Source organism: Acidisphaera sp. L21 (assembly GCF_009765685.1).
Lineage (GTDB): Bacteria > Pseudomonadota > Alphaproteobacteria > Acetobacterales > Acetobacteraceae > LMUY01.
Genome location: NZ_LMUY01000145.1, coordinates 96,521 through 122,845 on the forward strand (window position 1 = coordinate 96,521; position 26,325 = coordinate 122,845).

Consider the following 26,325-nt stretch of genomic DNA (forward strand, 5'->3'; position numbering starts at 1 on the left):
GGCTCGACGGTGTCAAGGCAAGATCGCCTGCAAAAAGCTAAGCTACCCATCGGGCCTCGACAAGTGCGTCGGCAGCCCGTATCGGACGCAAAATCGCCTCGGCGCTGACGGTTTCGGCCCCCAGTCGTGACACCGGCACCCGGATTCGTTGCAGGCTCGGCGACGAATCTTCCAACGCCTTCCATGCCAGGCCGAAATGGGGAAGGTTCAGCGCCCGCTGGACGGCTTCCACTGGCTGCGACAGTAGGCCCACAAGCAAACCCACGTCGCGGTCCGGCCGTTCGTAAGCTCGACGTGCGGTTGCGCGGCATCGAGCGCGGAGTGCGCAGATCTCGGCAGGCTCCAGCCGGTCGTCCACATATTCATCCGGTTGGACCATCCGTCGCCGGATCGTCTCCGCCATGCCGCCCTCGGCCCGGCCTTCGATGCGACCGGAGACGCTGACGTGCACCGCCGGATCGTGCCGGATGCGAGCGTCCACTAGCCTAAGCGCCTCAATCAAGGCCCGATCCTCGCCCGAGGCGACGTCCGGGATGCCCCCGCACCGTAGGTATGCTTCGACCGTCACTGCGATGCTGGCGCCGGAGTGCTGGGTATGACGTGGCCACGGATCGTGGAGGTCAGGGTCCAGTCGAGCGTGGATTTCGTCGCAAAGCGCGTCGTAGGCGCACTCGCGAGCGTCGTCCTCGTGAAGTCGCATCGGGATGCGCCCCCAGTCCAGTGGGTGAAGGTCCACCCAGCCCGCCACGACCTCGGCGCCGCGGGCCATCGCGGCGAGAGTGGAGGCCAGCCAATCGGCGTCGACCTGACCATCCGCGTCAGTGGCGATGAGGATGCCGTCTGGTCCTGCTAGCCTCAGGCCAGCCTCCATGACGCGTCTGCGAGCCGCCCCGGCATTCGCGATGTGCGGCGGCAACGTCTTTTCCAGGACGTGCAGCGTCGCGCCGGAGTGCAGCGTTACCGCCGCGGCGATGGAGGCGGTGGCATCGGTGCAATTGTTTGCGAGGAGGACGATATGGTCGACCGTCGCGGCGACTTGGCCATCCAAGGCTTCCAGGCAGGCGCGTATGTGTGCTTCTTCGTTCCTGGCCGGGATCGCGACGACAACGGGCAAGCTGGATTCTCCGGGAGACATGTTTCGCTGGTGCGCAACGCCCAGGGTTCACCGCGGTGCCCGACCGGGCGCCATCCAGCGCAATCGTGAACGATGGAGGATGCGCCCGGCAGGTGCCGCGACACCGAACGGATGCCGCAGCGTCGTCGATCAGTAGGTGTCGCGGTGACGGCCGCCTAACGTACCGGCTACTGCCGCGATGAACGCGCCGACCAGCATGGAGAAGCCAGTGTAGAGCGCCAGGGTCAATGCCGCCTTGCGCGCGGCATCCGCCGCTTGCTTGGCCTTGTCGATTGCTTGCCTCTCCTTGCACATCACGTCGTCGACCCGCTTGCTGGCATCCGCCGCCGACAAACCTGTCCGGGCGGCAACCATCTGACCAGGTAATCGTGGTCAGGTTGGCTGGTAACTCCCGTGGTGGCAGTCGCCAGAATGCGGCCTGCCTCCGCCTTGGAGTCTGTCGAGTTCTGGTTCGACGAAGGCGTCGTCGGGCGAAACAGGCTGTCGAGTAGATAGCCGCTCGGATCGCCTACGAAACTTCCGGCAGGTCTGGAGGCTCCACCGGCCACCGAGGAAACCACGCAAGTCGCGGCGCGACCTGCACCGTCGGTTAGGGAAGAAGCTCCGGATCCCACAAGGCCAACCTCGAACAACGAAGCAACCGCCTAGGCGGCGAGGCGCTTCAACGCTTCTAATATGCCTCGCGATTGGAAGGCTGCCAGGTCTGAGGACAACTCCGCACCTTGGAACGTGCCGCTTTTATGGGCGCAACGTTTGATGCGCGTGAGAAAGCCTGCGGGAAACCGCGGCATAAGCTATCTCTTGGCTAACGTTATCTTGTAAGCACCATGCTTGCAAGAGTTATATTTGTAAGCATATGCTTTACTGTGACAAGGAGAGGTCCATGGGCGACTACGATGAGGGGACGGTTGGGAGGGCCGTCGGCGGCCGGGCCAGAGCCGAAGCGCTGAGTTCGGAGCGCCGAAAGGAAATCGCCCAGGTCGCAGCCCGTAAGCGGTGGGGGACCAGTGTGGAGGATGTCGCCGCGTCGACTTATCCGCCTCAGGCGCGCAAGCGGAAACCAGATCTCGGGGAGAAGCTGTTGGTCAACGTGCCTTACGTGGACCTTGGCCACATCGACTTGCTCGTGTCCGAAGGCATCTACGCCAGCCGCGACGAGCTAATCCGCACCGCCATCCGCAACCAACTCGACAAACACGCCGAGATGGTACGCCAGTCGGTGGTGCGGCGCAGTCTGGACCTCGGCCTGCGCACTCTGGACCGTGAGACCCTGGAGGCGGTCCGGAATGCGGGCGAGCGGTTGGACTTGAAGGTTCTAGGCTTGTTGACCATTGCCGACGACGTCGACGTCACCTTGGCCACCGAGACTATTGCGTCCATCCAGCTGTTGGGCGCGATGCAGGCGCGCCCGGAGATCCGCAAGGCGCTCGCCGCCCGAACACGCTGAAATGCCCACGACCCCGAGGTGGCCCATGAGGGAGCCGAGGGCGCGAAACGGAAGCCGGTTGCCGGTTCCGAACGGAGACGCCCGACGGGGTCTCCAAAGAGGATTGAGCCAATGAATATGTCTCCCAACGCCATGCGCGGAGCCACTCGCCTGACCGGAGCCGGTCGCCTGATGGAGGCCACAGCGGCAATCCAGCGGATGCTGGGCGGCAATGCCACCGCCTCGGCCTCGACATCGCGCGAAGTTGGCATGACCATCGAAGGCACGGCGGAGCACGTGGACGAACCAAATGCGCCCGCTTCCCGGCCCGGCTTCCTGGGCAAAGTGTCCCTGAAGGATCTAGTGCGGCCCAAGGCGCGCACCGCGTCGCCTTCGGGCAACGTGTCAGCGCCGGAGGGTTCGCGTTCCGAATGGGTGACCTACGCCGGACCCACGGGTTCGCGCCGTTACATGCTCTACGTCCCAAGCGGCCACAGTGCGGACTTGCCTGCGTCGTTGGTGATAATGTTGCACGGCTGCACCCAGTCGCCGGGCGATTTTGCGGCCGGAACCCGCATGAACGAGGCCGCCGAGGCGGGCAACTTCCTGGTGGCGTATCCCGAGCAGACCGACGCCCACAACATGCAGAAGTGCTGGAACTGGTTCGTGGATGGTGACCAGCTCCGCGATGCGGGCGAACCCAGCATCATTGCAGGCATCACCCGCGAGATCCTGGCCGGGCACGCAGTCGATCCCTCGCGCGTCTATGTCGCCGGGCTGTCGGCTGGCGGCGCCATGGCGGCGATCATGGGCGAGGCCTACCCGGACCTCTATGCCGCCATCGGCGTCCATTCCGGCCTGGCGGGCGGCGCGGCTCACGACATGCCGTCGGCTTTCGCCGCCATGCGCCAAGGCGCGCCCGGCAGATCCGGGAACGGGCGTCGCGCCACCGTCCCGGCTATCGTGTTCCACGGAGACAAGGATACGACGGTGAACGTCCGCAACGCCGATTGCGTGGTCGCCCAGGCGATCGGCGGCGCGGTGCTGACGGCGTCGTCGGAGAACGGAGCCGTTTCCGGCGGTCACGGCTACACCCGGCTGGTGCACGAGGACGCTGCCGGTCGTGCGGTCGTGGAGCAATGGACGATCCATGGCGCGCCGCATGCCTGGGCAGGAGGTTCGGCGACTGGAAGCTATACCGACCCACGTGGCCCGGACGCCACCGCCGAGATGATGCGCTTCTTCCTCGAACATCCGAAGGTGCCACCGACCCACTAATGAGAGCAACGGCTTGGGTATCCTCGCGAGCGATCCCTGGGCTGAGATAGCCGTCTAACTTGGCCTTGATGATTTTGGTGCGGGCGGCAAGCGCCCGCACCAAATCTACATTGCCGCCGGTAGCTTGAACGCCGCTACACGCTCGCTGTAGCGGTTCACCAGGTAGTCCGTCCTGTCGCGCGTCAATAGCGTGAACCGCAGCAACTCCTCCATCACGTCTACGACCCTGTCGTAGTTCGCGCCTGGCAGCATCCTCCCGGCCTCGTCGAACTGCTCGTAGGCCTTGCACGCTGGACTGGTTTGGAATCGTGAACATCCGCATCCAACGCCCGAGCAGGCGGAGCGTGTTCACCGCATTGAACGATTGCGATCCGCCGGACACCTGCATCACCGCCAGCGTCCGCCCCTGGGTTGGACGCACCGAGCCTTCCTCCAAAGGTAGCCAATCGATTTGGTTCTTGAATACGGCCGTCACCGCGCCGTGCCGCTCCGGGCTGCACCAGACTTGGCCCTCCGACCACAGCGACAGCGCCCGGAGTTCCTGCACCTTGGGATGGTCCTTCGGCACGCTGTCCACAATCGGCAACTCGCGCGGGTCGAAGATGCAGGTCTCCGCCCCCATCGCTTGCAACAGCCGCTCGACTTCCTCGCCAGCAGGCGGCTGTAGGAGCGTTCGCGCAGCGAACCGTAAAGCAACAGGATTCGCGGCGGGTGCGTCATCCGCTCGACCGGCTCCAGCTTGGCCGGGTCGGGTGCATGCAGCAGGTCGGCGCGCAGGGCGGGCATCGCGTCGGTCATGGTCATCGTCCTCAAGCCGGTCCGAGTATGGGGAGCCACAACGCCAGCGCGGCGAGCACGACCAAAAGCACCAGCGGCGTGATGGCCAACCCGACACGCATGTATTGGCCCCACGAAATTCGGATTCCCTTGGTGGAGAGCACATGTAGCCATAGCAGCGTGGCAAGCGATCCGATGGGGGTGAACTTGGGTCCAAGGTCGCAGCCGATGACGTTGGCGTAAATCATGGCTTCGCGTGTCGCAGCCGGAATGCCGTGCGCGCCTTCGATGGACAGCGCGCCGACCAGCACGCCGGGCATATTGTTCATGATGGACGACAGGATCGCCGCGCCGAAGCCGGTGCTGATCGTCGCCGCCCAAGGACCGTAACCGGCGAGCCAAACCAAGGCGGTCGCCAGGTGATCGGTCAGCCCGGCATTTCGCAAACCGTAGACCACAAGATACATGCCCAGCGAAAAGACCACGATTTGCCACGGGGCACCGCGAAGCACCTTGCCGACCGACACCACGGCGTCGCGCCCGCCCTGGTGCCAGCGTCCGGCGAGCGCCAGCAACAAGAGCGCTCCAGCGCCTGTTACCGCCGATACCGGCACACCCAGCGGCACCAAGACGAAGTAGGCTACCAGCAGCACCCCCAGCAGCGGGAACGCCGCGCGAAAGACGGCACGATCGCGAATGGCGGTGCCCGGCGTCTCCAGTCGCGCCGTCGGGTAGGTTGCGGGAACCTGTCGCCGGTAGAAGGCCCACAACACGCCCAAAGTCGCCAAGAGTGCCACGATGTCAACCGGCACCATGACGGCGGCGTAGCGGTCGAACGAGACCGCGAAGTAGTTGGCGCTGACGATATTGACCAGGTTGCTGATGATGAGCGGCAGACTGGTGGTGTCGGCGACGAAGCCGGTGGCGACGATGAACGCGAGCGTGGCCGCCGGACTGAATTCCAGTCGGACCAGTATGGCGACGACGATGGGTGTCAGCAGCAAGGCCGCGCCGTCGTTGGCGAAGACGGCGGCGATGGCCGCGCCCAGCAGCACGATCATCGGGAAGAGCAGCCGTCCATTCCCTCCACCCCAGCGCGCGACGTGCAACGCGGCCCACTGAAAGAACCCGGCCTCATCGAGCAGCAGCGAAATCACGATCAGGCCGATGAAGGTGAAGGTCGCGTCCCATACGATGTGCCAGACGACCGGCACGTCGCCCCAACCGATGACGCCGGTCAACAGTGCGACGACGGCACCGGCCATGGCGCTCCAGCCGATGCCGAGACCACGCGGCTGCCAGATGACGAAGATGAGGGTGGCGACGAAGATCGCGAGCGCGAGCATTGCTGGAATCCATCGGACGATGGGGCCGCTAGTCGGCGCGCGTCAGGTGGCGCGGCGACCGTCCGCGTCGACGACAACTTCGCCGTCTTCCTTGGTGAAGGCACCGCGTTGCGCTTGCGGCAGGATCTCCAGCACCACTTCGGAGGGACGGCACAGCCTCACGCCGAGTGGCGATACGACCAGCGGACGGTTGATGAGGATGGGGTTCACCATCATCGCGTCGAGCAGTTGGTCGTCCGTCAGGTTCGGATTGCCCAGGCCGAGCTCGGCGTAGGGCGTGCCCTTTTGACGCATAATGGTGCGCGGCGTCAGCCCGGCGCGGGCGATGAGTTGAACCAGCAAGGCGCGAGCAGGCGGCGTCTTGAGGTATTCCACGGCGCGCGGCTCAATGCCCGCGTTGCGGATCATCGCCAGCGTGTTCCGCGACGTGCCGCACTCGGGGTTGTGGTCGATGACGACGTCGGTCATTGCATTGCTTTCGCGGGAGTCATCACCGCGCCCCGGGGATCAATGGGTTTGGCGTCCGGAATAGCGGTTAAGCTGTCCATCAGGATGTATGCTTTCGTGCAGCGGTCTTTCGACCGTTATGAGGGTTCAAAGGCCCGGATTCTTTTGCAAGAATGACATCTTCAGGGCGGAGAGTGCCTGAATCAGTGCCATCAGCTCGCCGATGGAAAGGACGAGATGCTCATCTTCGCCAGTTGATCGGAGGTCGGCGAGCAGCGCACTATCGGCAGGAGCCTGCCAAAGGCAGATGACGATCTTGGCAGACGGCATCTTTTTCTGCATCCGGCGAACAAAGTAGCGGATGCCTGAGGCGGTGCTGCCATCTTCAAGCACGGAAAGGCAGCACAGCCGGGCGTTGGCGAGATCGACGCTTTCTGTGTCAGACGATCCGAGTACCAAGTTTGGCTCCATCGAAACGCCATACCCAGCGCTTCGCAGCACCTGAACGGCCATGGTCGCGGCGAGATCGTCCAACTGTCCACGCCCGGGGATGCAGACCACCGCGCCCGTGGTTTGCCAGTCAACCGGGAGAGACGTCGCCGGGTCCGAAGTTGGGACCACGCCGTCCAATTCCTCGAGTAGCCCAGCGATTTGAACATGGATTGCATCGAGGCGCTCGAAAGCAAGCGCATCCCGGGCGAGATCGCGCTGAGCCAAAGCTAAGCCACGTAGCGCCACCTTGTCGTAGTAGTCAGCGCGTGATGTTGCGGCAATCTGGGCCCGCGCACCGGGCGTGAGGTCGGAAGCATGTCCTTCGAGCGCCCGTTGGTAGAAGGTTTCGGACGGCTCAAGTGGCGGGGTGTCGCCGAGTATGACGTCAAAGAACGCCAGAGGCTGAACATGGCGCCCGATTACGACGAGGCAGACCGTCAAAGGCGTGGCGAGCAGTAGGCCGACGGGCCCCCACATGAATGCCCAGAAGGCGGTGGCGACAATGACGGCAATCGGGGACAGCCCAGTACTATGACCGTAGATGAGTGGCTCAATCACTTGGCCCATCACCATCTCGGTGCCGATGAATAGTGCAAGGACAGTCAAGGCCAGTGTCCAGCCCGGCACCACGGCGACTGCGAGCAACAGCGGCGGTAGCAGAGCGATGAAGATCCCAATGAACGGTACGAACCGCATCAAGGCGGCCAGAATGCCCCATAGAATGGGATTGGGCAGACCGGCCCACCAAAGGCAAGCTCCGATCAGGACACCAAAGGAACTGTTCAGACCAAGCTGGAAAAGAAAATACCTGGAAAGCCTTCTTGCAGCGTCGTTCATTGCCAGGATAGTCCGGTGCAGGTCATGCCGTCCTACAAGCCGGACCAATCGATCCCGCAGGTCTTCGTTCGAGAGAAGGATGAAGATGGTGAATACCAGCACGACGCCCGCGGTGGTCAGCGGAGCCAGCAGCGGTGTGGCTAGTGTGCGGGCGATCGCGAGACCAGACGCGTTCTGGATCCCCAATGCTGAGGCAGCCTCCGTTGCTGTTGGCGCCTTCGCTCCCGCGGGTCCTGTGCTGCTGCCTTTTGGCTCCACGGCGCCCTGCAGCAGCCGTTGGGTCAGGCCGCCGCCGGTGCTCAGGGCGTGCCACTTGTCCATCACCGTCGACTGGTAGGATGGTAGGTTGCCCGCCAGCGAGCCGATCTGACGGCCGACAACGAGCCCGATGCCGCCGATGGCTGCAAATGCGAGGGCGACCACGATAAGCACGCTTACGACGCGTGGAATTCGGATATGACGGAGTAATGCGCAGGCGGGCGCCAGAACGAATGCGAGCAGCCCAGCCAGCACGAGTGGCATTAGCAGTTCCCGGCCGAAGTAGAGTGCCGCGACGATGACGGCTCCCGATACCAGGTAGGCCACGGCAGGGGTCCTGACGTGGGGTTCGGACTCCAGCACCACGTCGTCGGGTATACTCTGGCTCATGCTATGTCTCCGCCGTAGGGAGTGGGATGAGGAACTTTTTGGCCTGCGACGCGATGACGCCCTGCTGGAAATCCGTCAAACTGGACCTTGCAATGACCAAGCTTTTGCTTGTCGAAGACCACGAGGAGCTCTGGGACTTTCTCTCGCGGCGCCTGCGCAAGCGCGGATTTGATGTGGTTCTTGCCCACGATGGGCAACAGGCCCTCGACCAGGTCGCAGCCGAAAGCCCGGACCTTGTCCTGCTAGACATGAACTTGCCCGTCATTGATGGCTGGACGGTAGCACAGACGCTCCGTGCCCAAGGTAATGCTACCCCGCTGATCGCGCTGACTGCACACGCCATGGCTGGGGACCGAGCAAGGGCTTTGGAAGCCGGATGCGACGACTACCACCCCAAGCCCGTGAATTTCTCCGGCCTGTTGCAGCAGATCGACGACGTGATGCTGAAACGGGAAGAAGCCACCGTCTGATGGGTCGAGTCGGCAATGGCTCCAGGCGGTAGCCATTTCCAGATTCCGATAGACGTGATGCGAAACAACGCCCAAACGGCTTTGTAGTTCCCTCCGGCGCATGATGGAGCATCGCTCCCTCTCCGCTCAAAATTACGGTGCAAGCAATGTCCACCCGTATGTCGCTGGCACGCGTCACGAGAAGCCGGGAGCTGCTCCTGGCGGCGGCATTGATGGCGGTAAGTGCAGGCTGTTTTGCTGTCGATCGATGGGATCGCAATCAGGTCGATCTGGAAGTCCGCCGGGACAGCAAGATGGTCATCGCCTCTGAGCGGTTGCTTTCAGCGTTGAAGGACGTCGAAACGGGGCAACGCGGCTACCTGTTAACGGGAGATGACGCTTATCTCGAACCCTACAAAGCGGCTGTTCCGCAGCTTCATGGCGAGCTCGACGCCCTGGCCGCGCTGGGTTTGCCTCTCGACGGCTTACCGGATCTCGTAAATGCCCGGGTGTCGACCGCAGAGGCGGGCATAGCGGCGCGTCGAGCCGGAGGGCTGACTGCCGCGGTTGATGCCATCAGCGCCGGGCGTGGGAAGGACCTGATGGACGCCGTGCGTGGCAAGGTTGGGTCCATCCAGGTTGCCTCACAGGCAAGGATCGACGGAGGCGCCGGGCAGGAGCGCGCTTGGTCGGCCATTTGACGGGGCTGTCGCTCCTGAGCTTGGCCGGAGCAGCCGCCACCGTCCTGATCCACGCCTGGAGACGGCGGCGGGAAGGTCAGGCATTGGAGCAGCGGACGCGCGAGAGCGAGGCTCGCTTCCGGCGCCTGGCCGAGAACAGCGCTGCCATCATCTGGACGACATCCCTCAAAGGCCGCTTTGAAACAGAGCAGACACAGTGGACGGCATTCACCGGCCAGGCGTTCAAGGGCGTCGACGACGTCGGTTGGGCCGACGCTATCCATCCTGATGACCGAGACAAGACATTGCGGGCATGGTCGAGGGCAATCGCCACCCGGAAGCCTTTCATCACCGAGCACCGCCTGCGCCGGGCTGATGGCGAATGGCGGCACATGGCTGTTCAAGGCGTGCCGGTGTTCGATGACGCGGGCCATGTCCGGGAATGGGTTGGCACGCATACCGACATCACCGAGCGCCGTCACGCGGAGGAAGCCCTCGCGGCGGCACGCGATGCGGCCGAGGCGGCCAACCGCTCCAAGAGCGCCTTCCTCGCCAACATGAGCCACGAACTGCGGACGCCCCTGTCAGCGGTCATCGGTTACAGCGAAATGCTGATCGAGGAGGTCGAAGACATGGGGCAGCCACACCTCCTGGCCGACCTGGGCAAGATTGAAAGCAATGCCCGTCACCTGCTCAGCCTGATCAACGATGTCCTCGACCTGTCGAAGATCGAGGCCAACAAGATGACCAGCTACGCCGAAGAGTTTGACGTCGCCAAGCTGGCCCGAGATGCGGCAGGCACTGTGGACGCCCTGGTGGAGAAGAAGGGCAACACCTTTAAGCTGGAGCTTGCCGACCATCTGGGCACCATGCATTCGGACGTCGTCAAGATCCGGCAATGCCTGTTCAACCTGGTCAGCAACGCGGCAAAGTTTACCGAGAACGGCGAAATTATCCTGGGCGTAAAACGCGAGGGCGACTGGATGGAATTCCGGGTCACCGACAGCGGGATCGGGATGACCGAGGAACAGGTCGGCCGCCTATTCCAGCGTTTCGAGCAGGCCGACGGCAGCACCACGAGGAATTTCGGCGGAACTGGCCTCGGGCTGGCCCTGACGCGGGCTTTCTGCCGCCTCCTAGGCGGCGACGTCACCGTGGAAAGTACCATCGGCCATGGTACGACCTTCACCCTCCGTCTACCAGCCAGCCTTCCAGACCAGATCGTGCCCACCGAACCAGAGACGGCTGAACGAGCCATTGTAGGCAAGCAGCTTGTGCTCGTTGTGGACGATGACGCCTCGCAACGGGATCTGCTGACCCGTTTCCTGGAGCGGGAAGGATTCGCGGTCCGGACTGCCTCCGACGGACGCGCCGGGTTGGAACTGGCACGCGCGCTGAAGCCACGTGCGATTCTGCTAGACGTAATGATGCCGCAAATGGACGGCTGGTCGGTTCTGACCGCCTTGAAAGCTGATCCGACAGTTTCTGATATCCCTGTCGTGATGGCCAGTTTCGTCAACGAACCCGCGCTCGCCAACGCCCTTGGCGCCAGCGATTACGTGCTGAAACCAGTGGAATGGGAGCAGCTGAAAAGTGTTATGCAGCGCTTCCGTGCCACGGAGGGGTCGGTCCTGGTTGTGGACGACGATCCTGACGCACGTCAGCGCCTGCGGACGGTGCTGGAGCGCCAGGGATGGGAGGTCGGCGAAGCCGGGAACGGTGAAGAGGCATTGGCAGCCGTAGCCGTGTCCACGCCGCAGCTCATCCTGCTGGACTTGACGATGCCTGTGATGGACGGGTTTACATTTTTGGATGCGCTACGTGCTCGTCCGGGTGGACCGGAGATCTCGGTCGTCGTGCTGAGTGCCCGCGATCTCAGCAAGTCTGACCGCGCCAGGTTAGAGAGCGCCGACCGGGTTCTTCGCAAGGGAGATGTCGACCTACGCGATTTGCCAGGTCAGCTTGCCGAGCTAAGAAATGAAGCAGATTGAAAGGCATGCTCGCGGCGTGCCGGGCCCGTGAACATAAACGGGTGCCGGAGACAAGCGTGGCGGCAATTACGACGTGAGTGCAGAAGTCAGCCGACCTGAACAAGGAAAAATCGGAGCGATTTCAGGAAATCAACGCCCAGACATCGGAGCGATTTCGAGTAAAAGCTGAGGCGAAGGATATCGAACTCCTTTCAGCAGTGGGTTCTTGTTGGATGTAGCGGCGCTCGTGTTGCTACGATGGCTCATGCTTCTGCATAGTTCGGGCCAGATGGTGGCTAGCTACCATCTGGCCCGAACTTACTCTTCGAGTTAGGCCACCGCGGGTAACCGGGTCAGATACTTGTCCAGGGTAATTGGATAGTCGCGGACCCGCACACCTGTGGCGTTGTAGACAGCGTTAGCTACGGCTGCAGCCACCCCGCACAGGCCCAGCTCACCCACGCCCTTGGCTTTCATGGGGTTTGCAATTGGGTCCGTTTCATCAAGGAAGATGACATCCTGATGGGGGATGTCGGCATGCACCGGCACCTCGTAGCCTGCAAGATCGTGGTTCACGAAGAAGCCACGGCGGGTGTCCACCGCAAGTTCCTCCATCAACGCCGCTCCCACACCCATAGTCATGGCGCCGATCACCTGGCTTCTTGCTGTCTTGGGGTTCAGGATTCGGCCTGCCGCGCAGACGGCCAACATCCGACGTACCCGAATTTCGCCGGTGTAGGAGTTGACAGCCGCCTCCACAAAGTGCCCGGCAAAGGTCGATTCCTGATACTTCTTGTCTAGGTCACCATATTCGATTGCGTCCTCCGCCTGCAGGCCCACCTCACCGGCGGCGTCAGCCAGCGCCGCACTGCGACTGCCAGACGTGACACGGCCATCAGCAAACATTGTGTCATCGGACTTGAAGCCGAGCTTCTGAGCCACTGCTTCGCGCAATTTCAAACAGGCCGCATAGACGCCGGAGGTCGAGTTGGAGGCACCAAATTGGCCACCGGAGCCAGGAGAGACAGGATACGTGCTGTCGCCGAGGCGCACCACGACCTGATGCAGGCCGACACCCATCATCTCGGCGGCTGTCTGGGCAAGGATGGTGTAAGTTCCAGTCCCGATGTCGGTCATGTCCGTCTCGACCGTAATGTCGCCCTTGCCGTCGAGGTAGACCTTGGCACCTGACTTCTTGACCATACTGTTGCGGAAGCCTGCCGCCATGCCCATGCCGACCAGCCAGCGGCCATCGACCGTCTTGCCTGGCGCTCCTCGCTTGGCCCAGCCGAACTTGTCAGCACCCATCTTCAGGCACTCAACCAGAGCCCGGCGGGAGTAGGGGCGCGATGGCTTCTCCGGGTCGACCTGCGTGTCATTCAGGATTCGGAATTGCACCGGATCCATGCCCAGCTTGTCTGCGATCTCATCCATGGCGATTTCCAGCGCCATCAATCCTGGCGCCTCACCAGGGGCCCGCATGGCGTTGCCCTCCGGTAGGTCCAACGTGGCCAGCCGCGTCGCCGTCATGCGGTTGGCACCGGCGTAGAGCAGGCGCGTCTGCATGACTGCCGTCTCCGGACGCCCCTCAGGCAGGTTGCCAGACCAGCCTTCGTGTCCGATGGCCGTGATGTGGCCGTCGGCCAGAGCGCCGATGCGGATGCGTTGGATGGTGGACGCACGGTGGGTCGTGTTGTTGGGGATGAGCGGCCGCTGCAAAGTCACTTTGACCGGCTGCCCAGCAGCGCGTGCTCCAAGAGCCGCAAGGATGACGTCGGAGCGGATGAACAGCTTGCCTCCAAAGCCGCCACCGATGAACGGCGAGATGAGCCGGACATTGTCGTTGGGCAGGTTCAGCGTCGCCGCCACATCTTCCGTGCTGGAGTGGATCAGCTGGTTGGAGGTCCAGATGGTGACCTTGTTGCCCGTCCAAGCCGCCATCGATGCGAAGGGCTCCATCATGGAGTGCGAGTGGTCAGGCGTGGTGTAGGTCGCATCGAGCTTCACAGGTGCCGCGGCGAAGGCGCCAGCAAAGTCGCCGACCGATGTCGCGGACTTTGCATCCGGCTCATCCTTGGCTACCGGCGCTATGTTCTTTGCGGCGGCCAGGTCATAGGTGCCCTGGTCCTCCTGGTAGCTGACACGGATCAGCGCCGCGGCTGAGCGTGCCTGCTCGAAGGTCTGGGCCACGACCAGGGCGACTGCCTGGTGGTAGTGCTCGATGGCCGGGCCGCCCAGCAGGTGAGCGGTGTTGAGCTTGCCCTTGCCCAGCTTGCCCGCGTTGTCGGCTGTCACGATGATGATGACGCCAGGTGCACCTTTGGCGGCATCCAGGTCCATGGAGGTAATTTTGCCCTTGGCGATGGCTGAGCCCAGCACATAGCCGTAGGCCGGGTTGTCGACCACGTCATGGCGCTCATAGGCATACGGCGCCGTCCCGGTGGTCTTCATCGGGCCATCGATACGTGTGTAGCCTTTGCCAACGACCTTGAGCTGGTCGATCGGGTTCGTGGTAGCGGGTGTGTCGAACTTCATGGTGTCATGCCCTCGCTTCAGCCAGGACCGCGGCGAGCGTGCGCTCGACCAGCGGGAGTTTGAAGGCGTTCTCGTCCGTCGGCTTGGCGCCAGCCAACAGCTTCTCGGCCACGGCCTTGGCCCCGTGCGGCATCTCACCTTCTGCGGCTTCCACGCGCCAGGGCTTGTGAGCCACTCCGCCCACCGCAACCCGGCCACTGCCGTCCGGCTGCACGACGGCGGCAACCGAGATGAGGGCAAAGGCGTAGGACGCCCGGTCACGCACTTTGTGGTAGATCTGCTTGCCACCAACAGGCTTGGGCAGGGTCACCGCGGTGATGAGTTCGCCGGGCTGCAGAGCGGTCTCGACCTGCGGGGTATCGCCGGGCAGGCGGTGGAAGTCGGCAACGGGAATGCGCCGGGCCGCACCGGCGGGGTCGATGGTCTCCACCATGGCATCCAGCGCCCGCATGGCCACAGCCATGTCGCTGGGGTTGGTAGCGATGCAGGCGTCCGAGCTGCCGATGACGGCCAACTGGCGGGTGACGCCACCAATGGCAGAGCAGCCGCTGCCGGGCTGGCGCTTGTTGCACGGCTGGTTGGTATCATAGAAATACGGGCACCGGGTCCGTTGCAGCAGGTTGCCCGCCGTCGTGGCCTTGTTGCGCAATTGCCCTGAGGCGCCAGCGAGCAGGGCACGGGACAGCAGGCCATAGTCCTTGCGGACCCGCTTGTCGGCAGCCAAATCGGTGTTGCGGACCAGCGCGCCGATGCGCAGGCCGCCGTCTTGGGTGGGCTCAATCTTGTCGAGGTCCAGGCCATTCACGTCGATGAGGTGGGAGGGTGCCTCGATCTGCAGCTTCATGAGGTCGAGCAGGTTGGTGCCGCCTGCGATGAACTTGGCACCAGGATTGTCGGCCGCGGCGGCCGCGGCGGCAGAAGCGCTGGTTGCCCGCTCGTAGGTAAATGGCTTCATGCCGTCTCTCCTGAGACTTCGGTGATGGCGTCCAGGATGTTGGAGTAGGCCCCGCATCGACAGATGTTGCCACTCATCCGCTCGCGGACCTCGTCGGCGCTGAAGCTTGCATGCGGCAGCAGGTCGCCTGTGACGTGGCTGGGGATGTCGGCCTTGATTTCGGCCAGGACGGCTACGGCAGAACAGATCTGGCCGGGCGTACAGTAGCCGCATTGGTAGCCATCGTGCTTGATGAATGCCGCCTGCATGGGGTGCAACTGCTCCGGCGTGCCCAGGCCCTCGATGGTGGTGACCTTGTCGCCCTGATGCATCACGGCCAGGGTCAGGCAGGAATTGATGCGGCGGCCGTTGACCATGACCGTGCAGGCACCGCACTGGCCGTGGTCACAGCCCTTCTTGGTGCCGGTCAGGTGCAGATGCTCGCGCAGTGCATCCAGCAGGGTAGTCCGGGTATCAAGCGTCAGGTCTTCGTTATGTCCGTTTACAACCAACGACACCTTGGCCGATGGCAGCGAGGCCAGCGGGACGATCGGCTGGGCGTATGCCGCCTGGACAGCCAGAACTGCTGCAGTTGCCGCGCCAGTGGCCAACACTCCCCGGCGCGTTACCTCGATGTCATGTTTTGTCATAGGACGCTCCGAGATGTTTGATGGACAGGCACTGTGAGCATGCCGATCAGGTGGCAAGGCATAGCATCGAAGTGGGTGCTGCAATTGGCCCTGCGACGCGCTACTGCCATCAAATCCCGGTGTAGCAAGGTGTCTGACAAAGCAGTGCCCACGCATCCGGTGTTGTCGTATACAAGCCTCTAAGGGGAGCGGCCATGTCTCAGAGTTGCAGGGGTTTCGTGTCGGTCGCCGGGTCTATGCCTCTGTTCGTCGCCAGCAGCGGGAGGACGGCCGCTATGAACTGGTCGATGGCTACACGACGATCTTGGCTGGGAACACCAACCGCGATGATCGTACTGTGCGCAATGGGCTAGCGTTCGTGGAAAACGGTCTGGCCGGGCACCGATGCCAGCCGTTCACCTCGGACATCTTCGTCGCCGCCCCATCTGGAAACCGCAGGCACGCCGACATAGGCGTCGATTGTGGCTGTCCCTTCGGTGGCAGCGTCGAAGCCGATCGGCCGGGTTCCATCTGTGAAGTGCTACCGTCAGCCCAGGGCGGGGCATTTGAACTGCCCTCCCGGATCCGAGACTATCGCGGCATACCCTCTTTGCAAGTCCCGGTTCTGGCAGATCCAGAACACCCTCGCGTCCTCGTCCATCGGCGCGCCGCGGACAGTAGGTGGGTTGATCCCCTGGAACTGTTACAAGGTGTCGAGGCGGTCTTGAGCTTGCCTCAGTTGGGCCTCCAGATGCCTCTTACCGCTCTCCATCCAGGCATCAGCTTTAGTGCGCGGCCGATCGGTTCGCTCGGGAGCGATGGATAGCGGGCACCGTTACAGGAGCGGCCGCCGAACCGTCTTTGCCGCTTGGATCCTATCTGGAATGAAGTCTGGTTTGCCGAGTGACAGCCATACCGATCGTCGTTCATGTCTCAGGAAACAATTGCAGTCAGCCCACTTGGCGTTTCCAGGCAAAGGACTGTGCGCTGGGCGGCAAAGGGCCACTCTGTTGGCGCCTCCGGGATGTCGGCCATCCGTTGGACCGCCTGCGTGAGTTCGGCGACACAATCCGTGAGCTCAGAATGCAGCCGCATGGTTTGACGCACCAGCTCTATCCCGGCTTCGGTGTCCTGGGCTGAGAGCGCCACCGCAGCCTTGGTGTCATGCACTGCGCCCAAGACATCGCGCGCAGTGGCCCTCATCTCACCAACGGCAGTGATGACAGTATGTTCTGCATTATCGGAGCGTCGGGATGCAGCAGTCACCTCCCGGCTGAGCTGTCTGAGTTCCAGGCCAGCATCTTCCAAGTCAAGCAGGCCCTCACTTATCTGCACGGATGTCTGCCCGAGCTTTTGGAACATGCAGATCACCTCCCGCAACGAATGGCTTGACGCACCCGTCAATTTGTTGAGCTGGGCTAGGATAAACGCTGCCTGGGCGACAATCTCGGCCGAACTGGAAATAGCCAGAACACGGGGCGCTGCGGCGGTCATAGCCACCTGTCTAGCGCGATCATATGGGCATTCGGTATGGTAGACTGGTTCGATGGAAGCGTGGTCCATACAAGCGCCCCTTCTTAGTGAGGGATGGTAGAGCTCTCGTTGCGGAAGCAATGGCGTTTGACGAAGCTAAATGGCGGACATGTAGAAACCGTTAAGCAATCACTGCGCCAGGCACATGCATTCTCTCTGATATTCACCCGCTTGGAAGCTTTGATTTTAGAGAACCAGAGCTGATGCTGGGCCGATTGCGCCATTCGAAAGCCGCGGGTCTTCAAACCGGGGCATAGAATTCCAACGGCATCGGCAACGAGCCTTGTCCCTTCGGGCCACCGTGTCGGTACGCTCATGCTGAAGGCTGTAGACGTGAATGGCAGCATTTAATGGATGTCAGGATAAACGCATTGCAGCGGGTCTGGCTTGGTCTCCACTCCCGGGTTCCAAGGGTGCTAACCAGGCTAGAGCCTGACGGCCAAGGACCTGAAATGGACCCCGACAGTAAAAGGGGCGTCACCCTTCCCGGCTGTAGAAGGCGTCCGTCTCTAGCAGGACATTGCAGACGGTAACCGAGGCCGGATCTATCTGGACCCCGGATTCCCGAACCACCTTCAAGGGTGAAAATCCGGTCCTGCCATTGCCCGCGTGGGGCTTCGGTGTAGTGAGGCCGTGGCTGGGATGAGCTGCTTCGGCTTGTAGTCGTGGCGGGAGACCGAAGAAGCCGTAGCGAAGTGTCAGTAAGCCATCTAGGTCTCCTGCAATATGCCCGAGGACTCGTCCGGGGGCCTGCTCCCAGCGGATGGCGCCTGTAGCTGCTTGAAATGTGATAGACGGCTCCATCATTATTGGCGCGCAAAGGATTGGAGCGCTTGCCTCGCCGAGGCATGCTCCCAGCCTCGTTGATGAGGTGACACTGAATGCCTGCACGTCGTGTTGAAAAGCTTGTAAGTCCAAGTGATGAGGGCCGCGGGCGTGTCCTGGGAAAGAAGCCTGGAGATAAAGGCTGGAAGTATGCCGAGTACGACATGGACCTCAAGGAGGGCTTCGATTTCAAAGCTCTGCAGAAGATGGTTGGTAATAGCATCTTCGCGTCCCTCCGGCTCGACGAGGACTTTGTCTTGATTTGCGATGAGAACGGCTCCCTGAATGGTTCGAAACCCAATGTTGGCTTGGCCAATCAGAATGGTGAGGTTCTGACCCTTGTAGGACCCATTGCTGTCGTCCGTGTCACACGCAAGGGCGCTTTTGTAGGGCTCTTGCCTGGCGACGGTGAATTGATAGGCGAGACTTTTGACTGGCGGGCGCTTTGATGGGTATTGCGCGGCCTGCGCGAATGTTTCTCTCCATTTAAAACGTGCGATGCGCGGTTGGAGACGGTGGCCGCCCATCTGAACCATCGCGAAAAAGAGGATGGATATGGCCAGGGATCGGCAGTTCTCCGGCCAGCCAGCCGATATCGCCAGCAAGACAGCGCTAGATCGCGGAACAGGCCATTGTATAACTCGTGCCGACCTTCTGCAGCAGGCAGCCAGGAAAGGCATTTTGCGGCGGTCCCGGATGAAGAAGTCTGAACTCGAAAAGGTATTGGCTGCTCATGGTTGACCACAAGGATGATAACCACGCCGTCGAGAAGGAATTCAGAAGTGTGGTGAACATGACGCCGAAGGCATTGCGGGAGTGGCTCGCAATGCCGGAAAGTCAGAGCGTGGGCATGACTCACGACGGAGAGAAAGTGACGGAACCCGGCGGCCATGAAGCTGTTGGCCACGAGATGGGCCGACATATCGTCTCCCTCCTTGCCAAAAAGAAGGCAGTCCTGACAGACGATGATTATGCGGTCATGCACAAAGTTGTTGGCTACGTCCACCGCCATCTCAAGCAGCGGCCGAAGGGCGATATCAAGGATAGTCGTTGGCGGCGCTCCCTGATGAACTGGGGCCACGACCCGCTCACGTGAGGGCAACGAGTATCCATAGGGTCACGCCCGATGGCCGCTACTTCATCGTACGCGGGCGCCGCTGGCGTTGCACAGATCCGAGCTTGAGTGCGCCGCGGCGCGATGAGCTGACACGGGAATTGATGGCTGCGCGTCGGGCCAAGGAGGTGGCAATGAGCCAAAGCGATGCCATCTCTCAGGAAGAAGCCCGCCACCGTGTCGATGCTGCCAAAGTTGAGTTGGGTGAGCGAGGCGCTCCCTGGTGGACTGACGGCTCCCCAGATTACAACCGGAAGATGGGGGCGGCAACGCCGTATGCATCTTGGTTTGCCAGCCTGGAAGAGCAGTCGACCTGGTCAATCCGGAAGAGGCTGCCTTCGTGATTCCTGCGAAGGGCAGGCTTGTAATCAGTGCGTATCCGGTGGCTTCCGTTGGCTGGCGCACCACTTTAAATCATGGCTTTCGCTGGCGGAGCTGTCGGGCAGCCAATGCTTTAAGATACGGCGGGTCGATGACACCTGGGGGAACAAAGACCTCATCCTCTTCCCGCAGGCCCGTCACGTCCGGATCGTGCTCCGTGATTGTCCAAGCCTCCTTGACGACGACTCTTCGCATGAGGAATGCATTCTCACGTAGCAAGGTCATAGACCGTCCGTCAGCAGACATGTGCCCAGCCGCTAAGCGGAAGCCACCGTAGAAGCCGTAAGCCCGCATGAAGGCGTCTAGAACTGTTGGGTCCGTGCTGTTTGATGTCAGTGATTTAGAAGTCATGACAAACTCGTCGAATGGCTGCGCAGACTTTGCAATCAGGTCCATGTCAGAGCCGACGACAACGCGCCATGAGTGTGGATTGGCGGCGTGCACACCTTTGACAATCGCAATCCTCAGCAGCGGCTCGCTCTCGTTGTCATATTGCTTGAACCATTTTGCAAAGATTTGCTCGGCTGGCCCACGGTTTGTAAATGCGAGCACGAGAACGGGAGGCTCACTCCTTGAGGTGATGAGCGTGACAGCTGACCATAGAGCGGCATGCCAAAGGTCCGCTTCTATCACGGAGAACACCCGCCGTTGACGGTGCTGCAAGCGTTCCGGGTCTAAGAATTCTTCTGGAGGCCTCCCGACCCCTGGCCTTGTCAAGCCGCCCCGCGCTCCCGCGCCAGCGGCCCTCGTTAGTGGCAACTCTGTCCCCGGACGCACCCGCGCCAACCTGCCGCTCTCGTCATTCCACTGGCTTAAGCTCGCCACATCGGCGGAGCCAAAATGGTCCACCATGTAGGCCGGATAGTTCGCGTAGGCGAGACAGCGCCCGAGAGCTTCTTCTTCCTCGAAAATCCTTGTTAGATAAGCGGAGGCGTCCTTCACGAAAATCGTCTTCGGAATCAGGAATTTGACAAGCGCAAGCAGGAGTTCGCGCATGCCGCCCGTCACCGCCTCATCCGATGGATTGTAGTCATTATCCACGTCGACGCAGGCAAGGTATTCGGTTGCATCGGTAACTATCTGAAGCCCCGGCTTGACCCCGTCTGTTTTGATTCCCGGCGCTGCAACCCTCACTCCGATATCGACAGTCTGCCGATGAGGGGCGACATCACGTTGCAGACTGGTGGCGAAAAACGCCTCAACGAACCCCAGGATTGCTTCGGCTATGTAGAGCGTGAGATTGGTGTTGGGAGTGCTGACACGCCATTCGCATCCTAGCAGATTTGATTTGAGGGTGACCGTCTCCTCGTTGAAGGCGAATGGCTGTTCCGAGAACCCTTCTGCGCAAGGGCGACTTGAGAATTCGAGCATCGTGGCCTCGAGGTCTGCAGCAGATGTATCCGCTGGTATATACTGTTCGCTCCTGAGCGACTCGAGATGTCCAGTGGCATACAAGAGTGTCATCCCGGATGCATTGAGACCGAAGTGAGCGAGGGATTTCTCAAGCGCGGACATTTGGTCGATCTGGCTTGCATCTGACCTCGCAAAAAGCGAGGCCAGCTCGAAATCTATTTCCTGAATGAATGCTTTGAAATGCTCGAGGTCTTCCTCTTCGAGCTGCAGCTGACTTGCCAGCACATGAGCCATTTCGACATCGAGCAGGAATTGCGGAAGGCGTCCTTGCTGAAGTTCCAGCCAGGTCATGTGTTCAAGGCAACTCAAGGCTTGCGGGTTGAAGCGCCCGGACAGCCTGAACTCGACGTGTGCGATGACAAATGCGGCAGTCAAGACGCCATTGGCCGCCCAGAGAAGGCCGACGTTTTGGTATGCAAATGCAGTTGCAGCGAGGCAGCGGATAAAAGTGTCCTGATATTCCTTCTTGGACAGCTTTGGCTGTGCCCGGCCCAGCAACCGGATTGCGTCGTATGGCAACTTGGCCTCGAGCTTTTGCAATCCTCGTTTCAGCAGTGCGCGGCCGCCTTCGATGTCACTGCGGCGTCGCTCGATGAGGGGGAGGATGACCTCAAATGCTTCGTCATAGCCGACTTGCTCACCGACGAGACTTCCCAGTTCCGTAAAGATTTGCACATACTGGTCGAACGGAAAGCCAGGCAGATGGTCAGCGGACCGGAATATCTCTGCCAGCCGTAGGAGGATGTTTGCCACGTCCTCTGAGCCGCTGATTGAACTCGTCGTCAGATCCAGGAGGCAGAGCATGGCACCGGCGTGAGCGGCATTGTTCGGCCGCTGAACGTCGCTCGAGAGCCGGACGAGGCTGTCACGTAAGCGTTGCGCCCGGGCTTCGAGCTGGGCGCTCTCCTGTGTCAGGATGCCGTGGGCGACCCCCGCCAGGAGGCCGTTCCATAGGTTTGCAGGGCGTTCTATGTCATCTGCTAAATCACTCTCCAGGGCTAACAACTCGACCTTGTCGTAAAGCCGATTAAGTTCGGCAAAGTCATCGAACCAGAAATATGTCGTCCAGGCCCACTGATAGAAAACCCGCAGCTCCTGCCCAGGAGCGGGATATTTGGCGGCCAGCCGCTCGGCACGGCGAAAGCGTCCATCGACCTCGACCCGGCTCAGCTCGAGTTCCCGGCTCACGACGGCTGCCTCCAGGCAGTCTTCAACCAGTTGATATTCGACTCCTTGGTAACGGTCCTGGTCGGTGATTTGGTTTTCGAGTTCGAGCAGCCGTGCCCGCTTCTCGCCATCAAGAACCCCACCGCGGGTAACTCTTGTCGGTTTAGCAACGGCAATGTTGAGAGAGTCGATTGCGAGTTCGATGTGGCCGTTTTCGAATACCCGCTCGAGAATCCAGGAGCGGTCAAGGATGCGGACGGTCAGACCGTGCTTAAGAGAGAGGCTGTCCTCGAGGTCGCTCCTGTCCTTGTCACGGATATACTGGTTTGAGATAAAGTAGGCGACCTTGTATCCCCGGCCGACTTTGACAATCTTCTCGATGTCCGACTTGAGCTTGGACCGCCAGTCCTTTTTGGCGCTGACTGCAAAGGCCCAGCGTTCGGTACCGGCGTTCTGTTCGCCTTCATACCACCGTTCACTTACCTCTCCAGCGACAGGGTAGGTCTCGGTGTCCACCTTGCTGTCGCCACCGCCCGTCGGTCCGGTCTGCGGGAGCAGATTTGGGCAGATTTCCCTCTGAGCCAGCTTTCTGGCGAAATGTTCGAATGGTTTCTCTTCGCTTCGGCTTGTGAGTGAATCCAGGTGATACTCGAGAAAGCCGCGATCCAGCGTGGCGACCTCTTCGACCACACTGTCTGAAAACTGCTCTGGGCGACGGCCCTTCATATACTCGGAGGGCAGCACCGGTTTGCGGGCAGGTTGCTCTGGCGTCGTGCTCACAATCGGCCTCGCGCGGGTATGTTCTGGGCGTGTGGAGAGCGGGTATGTTATTGCGCCTCGGTGGGCCGACTCGTGTGCAACGGTCCGGACCCGGAATGCTAGCACGAGGTTGAGGCGGGGCTATATGTTTCTTGTTAGGAGGCGGCGAGACGGAAACCTCAGCTAATGAGCGACTTGCAGCGGAAATGTTAGCTGCAGACCTAGACTAAATACGCCAGCCCGCGGAAAGTCCGGGCAATCTACTGATTGAAGCTTCCGTATGAAGTGGGCTTATGCCCATAGCTTCTTGGAAGCGCGTATCGGCCAGGAACCCCATCCGGCTTCATATCATCGCGTCGTCCCGGGGACGCTTACGCGTCGGTAAACTCCATGGTCAGGAGAGCCGGATGGGGATCTGTGTAACGCGGTCCAGGCCGGAGAGAGGCTTTGGGTGCCTGTGGCCAGGCAGCTTGCGACGATTTGAGCCAGTGGTGGTTTTCCGCGACACGGCCATCATGCGCGCAGCGGGAGCGCTGGGGCCTGCCTTACAAGCAAGCCGATGAGCTGAGTGCCGCGCGCGGCTGTTTCAGCTAGCTACTGGGAGTGAACCCCCAGGCGTGCCCGTTTGCCTGGAGCGCACCGATGTCGGCATGGTTTGGCAACATCGGCATTGAAGCCTTCGAAAAGCTTCGGGGTCGCCCGTTCGGGGGGAGGGCAATCTCTTGCGCAGGTATCCCGTCGCTCGAGTGCGCCTGCAGCCGCTCCCCGTCCAGCAAGCGGCTGAGGGCCATCAATTTAGGAAATGCGAACCCAGCGTCGTGGCGACGGCCGTAGAGACAATAATCCTGCCGCCGAGACCTGCGTAGCGGCAGGTTTGTAGCCGGGCTGCCAATCGATACCGGCGGCGGTCTGTTCCGCCGCGTCTAGACGGCATTCAGGCCTGCGCAATAGACGGAAAAGGGTGGTTTGTGAGGCCTTTCAGTGTGTTGTCGGACTGACAAGCCGGTTGCCCACCGTTTAGGCAACCGGCTTGGGAGTAATCCGAGGCTGCTGAGTCTCTGGAATTCCGCTTAAGTCTCTGGAATTGTGCTCGCTTACATGTAGCGCTAAACGTCCAGGTTGGCGACCTTCAGTGCGTTGCCGACGATGAAGTCGCGGCGGGGTTCGACCACGTCGCCCATCAGAGTGGAGAATACTTCGGCTGCATCCTCCACATCACCGACGCGGACCTGCAGCAAGGTGCGGGCCGACGGGTCTAGGGTGGTTTTCCACAGCTGGTCGGGGTTCATTTCGCCCAACCCTTTGAATCGCTGGATCGACAGGCCCTTACGGCCCTGTTGCAGGATGCGGTCGAAGGCCGTGGCGGGGCCGGCGACGGTGACGGTGTCGCGGTCCAGCTTCAATGTTGCAGGTTTTGCGAATTTCGTCTGCAGCACCTCGCGCCGGTCGTGCAGCCAACGCGCCTCGGCACTGCGCAGGGTACTGGCGTCGATGCGGTGCCAGTCGGCCACGCCGCGCACGGTGCGGCGCATGGTCAACCCACGTTCGTCGGCATCCACGACCCAGCCTTTTTCGGCCTGGGCAGAGATGTTGGCCAGACGGTCGGCCAGCACCGATCGCTCGCCAATCGTCCCGGCGTGATCCGCCGTCAGCGCGCCGGCAATGGCGGCCTGTTCCAGCAGATTTGTCGGGACTGAACCGGAGAGCCGGCGCAGGTTCAGCCAGGCCTCGCGCAGGAATTTGGCTTCCACTGCCAACTCGTCACCCTGCAGCGTCGAACCGTCGGCGTAGGTCAGCGCTGCCTCCGCCAGGGCCTTGTCCAGCAGGTAATCCTCCAACGCCGCGTCGTCCTTGATGTAGCGCTCGTCCTTGCCGCGGGTGGCTTTGAACAAAGGCGGCTGGGCGATGTAGAGGTAGCCGCGCTCGATCAGCTCCGGCATCTGACGGAAGAAGAAGGTCAGCAGCAGGGTGCGGATGTGGCTGCCATCCACGTCGGCGTCCGTCATGATGACGATGCGGTGGTAGCGCAGCTTGGTGATATCGAAACCGCCTTGTTCCGGCTCGCCCCGGCCAATGCCGGTGCCCAGCGCGGTGATCAGCGTGCCGATCTCGGCCGAGCCGAGCATACGGTCGAACCGGGCGCGTTCCACGTTCAGGATCTTGCCCTTCAGCGGCAGGATCGCCTGCGACTTGCGGTCGCGACCCTGCTTGGCGGAGCCACCGGCGGAGTCCCCCTCGACGATGAATACTTCTGCTTTTGCCGGGTCGCGTTCCTGGCAGTCGGCCAGCTTGCCGGGCAGGGTGGAGACGTCGAGCACGCCCTTGCGGCGGGTCAACTCGCGGGCCTTGCGTGCGGCTTCGCGCGCACTGGCGGCGTCCATCACCTTTTGCACGATCGATTTTGCTTCGCGCGGGTGGGTTTCGAACCAGTGGCTCAACACGTCCGCCACCACTGCTTGTACCACCGGCTGCACTTCGGAGCTGACGAGCTTGTCCTTGGTCTGGCTGCTGAATTTCGGGTCCGGCACCTTGACCGAGAGGACGGAGGTCATGCCTTCGCGCATATCCTCGCCTACCAGCGTCAGGTCCTTCTTGCCCATGCCCTCGGCGTATTTGGTGACTACGCGGGTCAGCGCCTGGCGGAACCCGGCCAAATGGCTGCCGCCGTCGCGCTGCGGGATGTTGTTGGTGTAGCAGAGCATCGTCTCGTGGAAGCTGTCGTTCCACGCCAGGGCGAATTCCACCCGGATGCCGCCGCTGCCGTCGATCGCGCCGGAAACCGGTTCGGCCAGCACCGGCGTCTTCGAGCGGTCCAGGTAGCGGACGAACTGGATCAACCCGCCGTCGAAGCAGAAATCGACCTGCTGAACCGGGGCGTGGCGCTCGTCGGTGAGGCGTATGCGCAGGCCGGAGTTCAGGAACGCCAACTCGCGCAGGCGCTTTTCCAGGATGGCGTATTCGAATTCGGTTTTGGTGAAGGTCGCCGGGCTGGGCTTGAAGGTCACTTCCGTGCCGGTCTTCTCGGCACTGGGCCCAACGATGCTCAGTGGCTCGACCGCATCGCCATTGGCGAAACGGATCAGATGCTCCACGCCATTGCGCCAAATGCGCACATTCATCCAGGTGGAGAGCGCATTCACCACCGCCGCACCCACGCCGTGCAAGCCGCCCGACACCTTGTAGCTGTTTTGGTTGAACTTGCCGCCGGCATGCAGGCGGGTCAGCACGACTTCAGCCGCCGAAACGCCTTCCTCGTGATGGATGTCGGTCGGGATGCCGCGCCCGTCGTCGCGCACGGTGACGGACCCATCGGCGTTCAGCGTCAGTTCGCACTCGGTGGCGAACCCGGCCTGGGCCTCATCCACCGCGTTGTCGATGATCTCGAAGGCCATGTGGTGCAGGCCGGACCCATCGTCCGTGTCGCCGATATACATGCCGGGGCGTTTACGCACAGCATCCAGGCCCCGCAGGACGGAGATGGAGGCAGCATCGTATTCGCCATTATTTACGGCGGATTCAGGGTTCGGCTCGGCGGGATCGGACATGCCGT

The 26,325-nt window shown here is 61.8% G+C and carries 20 protein-coding genes and 1 pseudogene; 9 read left to right on the plus strand and 12 right to left on the minus strand.

Features of this window, described 5'->3' with window-relative positions; translation table 11 throughout:
- Positions 1-37 precede the first annotated feature (37 nt).
- Both GSQ76_RS26965 and GSQ76_RS26970 read right to left on the minus strand, forming a co-directional pair.
- A complete protein-coding gene (locus GSQ76_RS26965) occupies positions 38-1,114 on the minus strand; it encodes a glycosyltransferase family 2 protein (RefSeq protein WP_158747163.1) in 1,077 nt (358 codons plus the stop codon).
- 150 nt (positions 1,115-1,264) lie between these two features.
- Positions 1,265-1,489 carry a hypothetical protein gene (locus GSQ76_RS26970; RefSeq protein WP_158747164.1) on the minus strand — a complete coding sequence of 75 codons (225 nt, stop codon included), beginning with the start codon at positions 1,487-1,489 and terminating at the stop codon, positions 1,265-1,267.
- A 529-nt stretch (positions 1,490-2,018) separates the two neighbouring features.
- On the opposite strand from GSQ76_RS26970, the gene GSQ76_RS26975 reads away from it, so the two are divergent.
- Together GSQ76_RS26975 and GSQ76_RS26980 are read left to right on the plus strand one after the other, a co-directional pair.
- The gene (locus tag GSQ76_RS26975; RefSeq protein WP_158747165.1) at positions 2,019-2,582 is read left to right on the plus strand and encodes a CopG family transcriptional regulator; all 564 of its coding nucleotides are present in this window, start codon (positions 2,019-2,021) and stop codon (positions 2,580-2,582) included.
- A gap of 111 nt (positions 2,583-2,693) precedes the next feature.
- The gene (locus GSQ76_RS26980; protein ID WP_158747166.1) at positions 2,694-3,839 is read left to right on the plus strand and encodes a PHB depolymerase family esterase; all 1,146 of its coding nucleotides are present in this window, start codon (positions 2,694-2,696) and stop codon (positions 3,837-3,839) included.
- 105 nt (positions 3,840-3,944) lie between these two features.
- On the opposite strand, the pseudogene arsH reads toward GSQ76_RS26980, so the two are convergent.
- From arsH to GSQ76_RS27000, 4 genes and pseudogenes are all read right to left on the minus strand, one after another.
- Positions 3,945-4,643 (minus strand): annotated as a pseudogene (gene arsH, locus GSQ76_RS26985) (arsenical resistance protein ArsH).
- A gap of 5 nt (positions 4,644-4,648) precedes the next feature.
- Complete coding sequence (locus tag GSQ76_RS26990; RefSeq protein WP_158747167.1) at positions 4,649-5,962, minus strand: arsenic transporter; 1,314 nt, start codon at positions 5,960-5,962, stop codon at positions 4,649-4,651.
- Positions 5,963-6,004: 42 nt separating this feature from the next.
- Positions 6,005-6,430, minus strand: a complete 426-nt coding sequence (gene arsC / locus GSQ76_RS26995) for an arsenate reductase (glutaredoxin) (RefSeq protein ID WP_158747168.1) — start codon at positions 6,428-6,430, stop codon at positions 6,005-6,007.
- A 126-nt stretch (positions 6,431-6,556) separates the two neighbouring features.
- On the minus strand, positions 6,557-8,386 hold the full coding sequence (locus GSQ76_RS27000; protein ID WP_158747169.1) for an AI-2E family transporter: 1,830 nt from the start codon (positions 8,384-8,386) through the stop codon (positions 6,557-6,559).
- A 26-nt stretch (positions 8,387-8,412) separates the two neighbouring features.
- Between GSQ76_RS27000 and GSQ76_RS27005 the strand changes: the two genes are divergently transcribed.
- From GSQ76_RS27005 to GSQ76_RS27015, 3 genes are all read left to right on the plus strand, one after another.
- A complete protein-coding gene (locus GSQ76_RS27005) occupies positions 8,413-8,856 on the plus strand; it encodes a response regulator transcription factor (RefSeq protein WP_254070656.1) in 444 nt (147 codons plus the stop codon).
- 146 nt (positions 8,857-9,002) lie between these two features.
- Positions 9,003-9,536 carry a CHASE3 domain-containing protein gene (locus GSQ76_RS27010; RefSeq protein ID WP_158747170.1) on the plus strand — a complete coding sequence of 178 codons (534 nt, stop codon included), beginning with the start codon at positions 9,003-9,005 and terminating at the stop codon, positions 9,534-9,536.
- Positions 9,521-11,506: a response regulator gene (locus tag GSQ76_RS27015; RefSeq protein ID WP_158747171.1), complete on the plus strand. Its 1,986-nt coding sequence runs from the start codon at positions 9,521-9,523 to the stop codon at positions 11,504-11,506. The genes GSQ76_RS27010 and GSQ76_RS27015 overlap by 16 nt, the downstream gene beginning before the upstream one ends.
- 309 nt (positions 11,507-11,815) lie before the next feature.
- On the opposite strand, the gene paoC is transcribed toward GSQ76_RS27015, so the two are convergent.
- The 3 genes from paoC to paoA are packed head-to-tail and all read right to left on the minus strand — an operon-like array spanning position 11,816 to position 15,604.
- Positions 11,816-14,020 (minus strand): aldehyde oxidoreductase molybdenum-binding subunit PaoC, encoded by a 2,205-nt coding sequence (gene paoC, locus GSQ76_RS27020; protein WP_158747172.1) that lies wholly within the window; start codon positions 14,018-14,020, stop codon positions 11,816-11,818.
- 4 nt (positions 14,021-14,024) lie between these two features.
- Positions 14,025-14,975 (minus strand): xanthine dehydrogenase family protein subunit M, encoded by a 951-nt coding sequence (locus GSQ76_RS27025; RefSeq protein WP_158747173.1) that lies wholly within the window; start codon positions 14,973-14,975, stop codon positions 14,025-14,027.
- Positions 14,972-15,604 (minus strand): aldehyde dehydrogenase iron-sulfur subunit PaoA, encoded by a 633-nt coding sequence (gene paoA, locus GSQ76_RS27030; protein WP_158747174.1) that lies wholly within the window; start codon positions 15,602-15,604, stop codon positions 14,972-14,974. Before paoA ends, GSQ76_RS27025 begins: the two co-directional genes overlap by 4 nt.
- 205 nt (positions 15,605-15,809) lie before the next feature.
- On the opposite strand from paoA, the gene GSQ76_RS32955 reads away from it, so the two are divergent.
- Positions 15,810-16,409, plus strand: a complete 600-nt coding sequence (locus GSQ76_RS32955; RefSeq protein ID WP_158747175.1) for a Uma2 family endonuclease — start codon at positions 15,810-15,812, stop codon at positions 16,407-16,409.
- Positions 16,410-16,516: 107 nt separating this feature from the next.
- Here GSQ76_RS32955 and GSQ76_RS27040 read toward each other — a convergent pair whose 3' ends face one another.
- Complete coding sequence (locus tag GSQ76_RS27040) at positions 16,517-17,077, minus strand: hypothetical protein (protein ID WP_216851320.1); 561 nt, start codon at positions 17,075-17,077, stop codon at positions 16,517-16,519.
- A 920-nt stretch (positions 17,078-17,997) separates the two neighbouring features.
- Here GSQ76_RS27040 and GSQ76_RS27045 point away from each other — a divergent pair.
- The 3 genes from GSQ76_RS27045 to GSQ76_RS32220 all read left to right on the plus strand — a co-directional run bounded on the left by GSQ76_RS27045 (position 17,998) and on the right by GSQ76_RS32220 (position 19,399).
- A complete protein-coding gene (locus GSQ76_RS27045) occupies positions 17,998-18,390 on the plus strand; it encodes a DUF3846 domain-containing protein (protein WP_158747177.1) in 393 nt (130 codons plus the stop codon).
- Positions 18,391-18,674: 284 nt separating this feature from the next.
- Complete coding sequence (locus GSQ76_RS27050) at positions 18,675-19,037, plus strand: DUF3140 domain-containing protein (RefSeq protein WP_158747178.1); 363 nt, start codon at positions 18,675-18,677, stop codon at positions 19,035-19,037.
- 152 nt (positions 19,038-19,189) lie between these two features.
- Positions 19,190-19,399: a hypothetical protein gene (locus GSQ76_RS32220; protein ID WP_254070658.1), complete on the plus strand. Its 210-nt coding sequence runs from the start codon at positions 19,190-19,192 to the stop codon at positions 19,397-19,399.
- A 70-nt stretch (positions 19,400-19,469) separates the two neighbouring features.
- Here GSQ76_RS32220 and GSQ76_RS27060 read toward each other — a convergent pair whose 3' ends face one another.
- Complete coding sequence (locus GSQ76_RS27060) at positions 19,470-22,796, minus strand: hypothetical protein (RefSeq protein ID WP_158747179.1); 3,327 nt, start codon at positions 22,794-22,796, stop codon at positions 19,470-19,472.
- A gap of 1,085 nt (positions 22,797-23,881) precedes the next feature.
- Complete coding sequence (gene gyrB, locus GSQ76_RS27065) at positions 23,882-26,320, minus strand: DNA topoisomerase (ATP-hydrolyzing) subunit B (RefSeq protein ID WP_158747180.1); 2,439 nt, start codon at positions 26,318-26,320, stop codon at positions 23,882-23,884.
- Positions 26,321-26,325: the final 5 nt, after the last annotated feature.

Coding starts and splice junctions, on each gene's coding strand:
- GSQ76_RS26970 (WP_158747164.1), bottom strand. CDS start 1,489: ATGGTTGCCGCCCGGACAGGTTTGTCGGCGGCGGATGCCAGCAAGCGG.
- GSQ76_RS26975 (WP_158747165.1), top strand. CDS start 2,019: ATGGGCGACTACGATGAGGGGACGGTTGGGAGGGCCGTCGGCGGCCGG.
- GSQ76_RS26980 (WP_158747166.1), top strand. CDS start 2,694: ATGAATATGTCTCCCAACGCCATGCGCGGAGCCACTCGCCTGACCGGA.
- GSQ76_RS26990 (WP_158747167.1), bottom strand. CDS start 5,962: ATGCTCGCGCTCGCGATCTTCGTCGCCACCCTCATCTTCGTCATCTGG.
- arsC (WP_158747168.1), bottom strand. CDS start 6,430: ATGACCGACGTCGTCATCGACCACAACCCCGAGTGCGGCACGTCGCGG.
- GSQ76_RS27000 (WP_158747169.1), bottom strand. CDS start 8,386: ATGAGCCAGAGTATACCCGACGACGTGGTGCTGGAGTCCGAACCCCAC.
- GSQ76_RS27005 (WP_254070656.1), top strand. CDS start 8,413: ATGAGGAACTTTTTGGCCTGCGACGCGATGACGCCCTGCTGGAAATCC.
- GSQ76_RS27010 (WP_158747170.1), top strand. CDS start 9,003: ATGTCCACCCGTATGTCGCTGGCACGCGTCACGAGAAGCCGGGAGCTG.
- paoC (WP_158747172.1), bottom strand. CDS start 14,020: ATGAAGTTCGACACACCCGCTACCACGAACCCGATCGACCAGCTCAAG.
- GSQ76_RS27025 (WP_158747173.1), bottom strand. CDS start 14,975: ATGAAGCCATTTACCTACGAGCGGGCAACCAGCGCTTCTGCCGCCGCG.
- paoA (WP_158747174.1), bottom strand. CDS start 15,604: ATGACAAAACATGACATCGAGGTAACGCGCCGGGGAGTGTTGGCCACT.
- GSQ76_RS27040 (WP_216851320.1), bottom strand. CDS start 17,077: ATGACCGCCGCAGCGCCCCGTGTTCTGGCTATTTCCAGTTCGGCCGAG.
- GSQ76_RS27045 (WP_158747177.1), top strand. CDS start 17,998: ATGCCTGCACGTCGTGTTGAAAAGCTTGTAAGTCCAAGTGATGAGGGC.
- GSQ76_RS27050 (WP_158747178.1), top strand. CDS start 18,675: ATGGTTGACCACAAGGATGATAACCACGCCGTCGAGAAGGAATTCAGA.
- GSQ76_RS32220 (WP_254070658.1), top strand. CDS start 19,190: ATGAGCCAAAGCGATGCCATCTCTCAGGAAGAAGCCCGCCACCGTGTC.
- gyrB (WP_158747180.1), bottom strand. CDS start 26,320: ATGTCCGATCCCGCCGAGCCGAACCCTGAATCCGCCGTAAATAATGGC.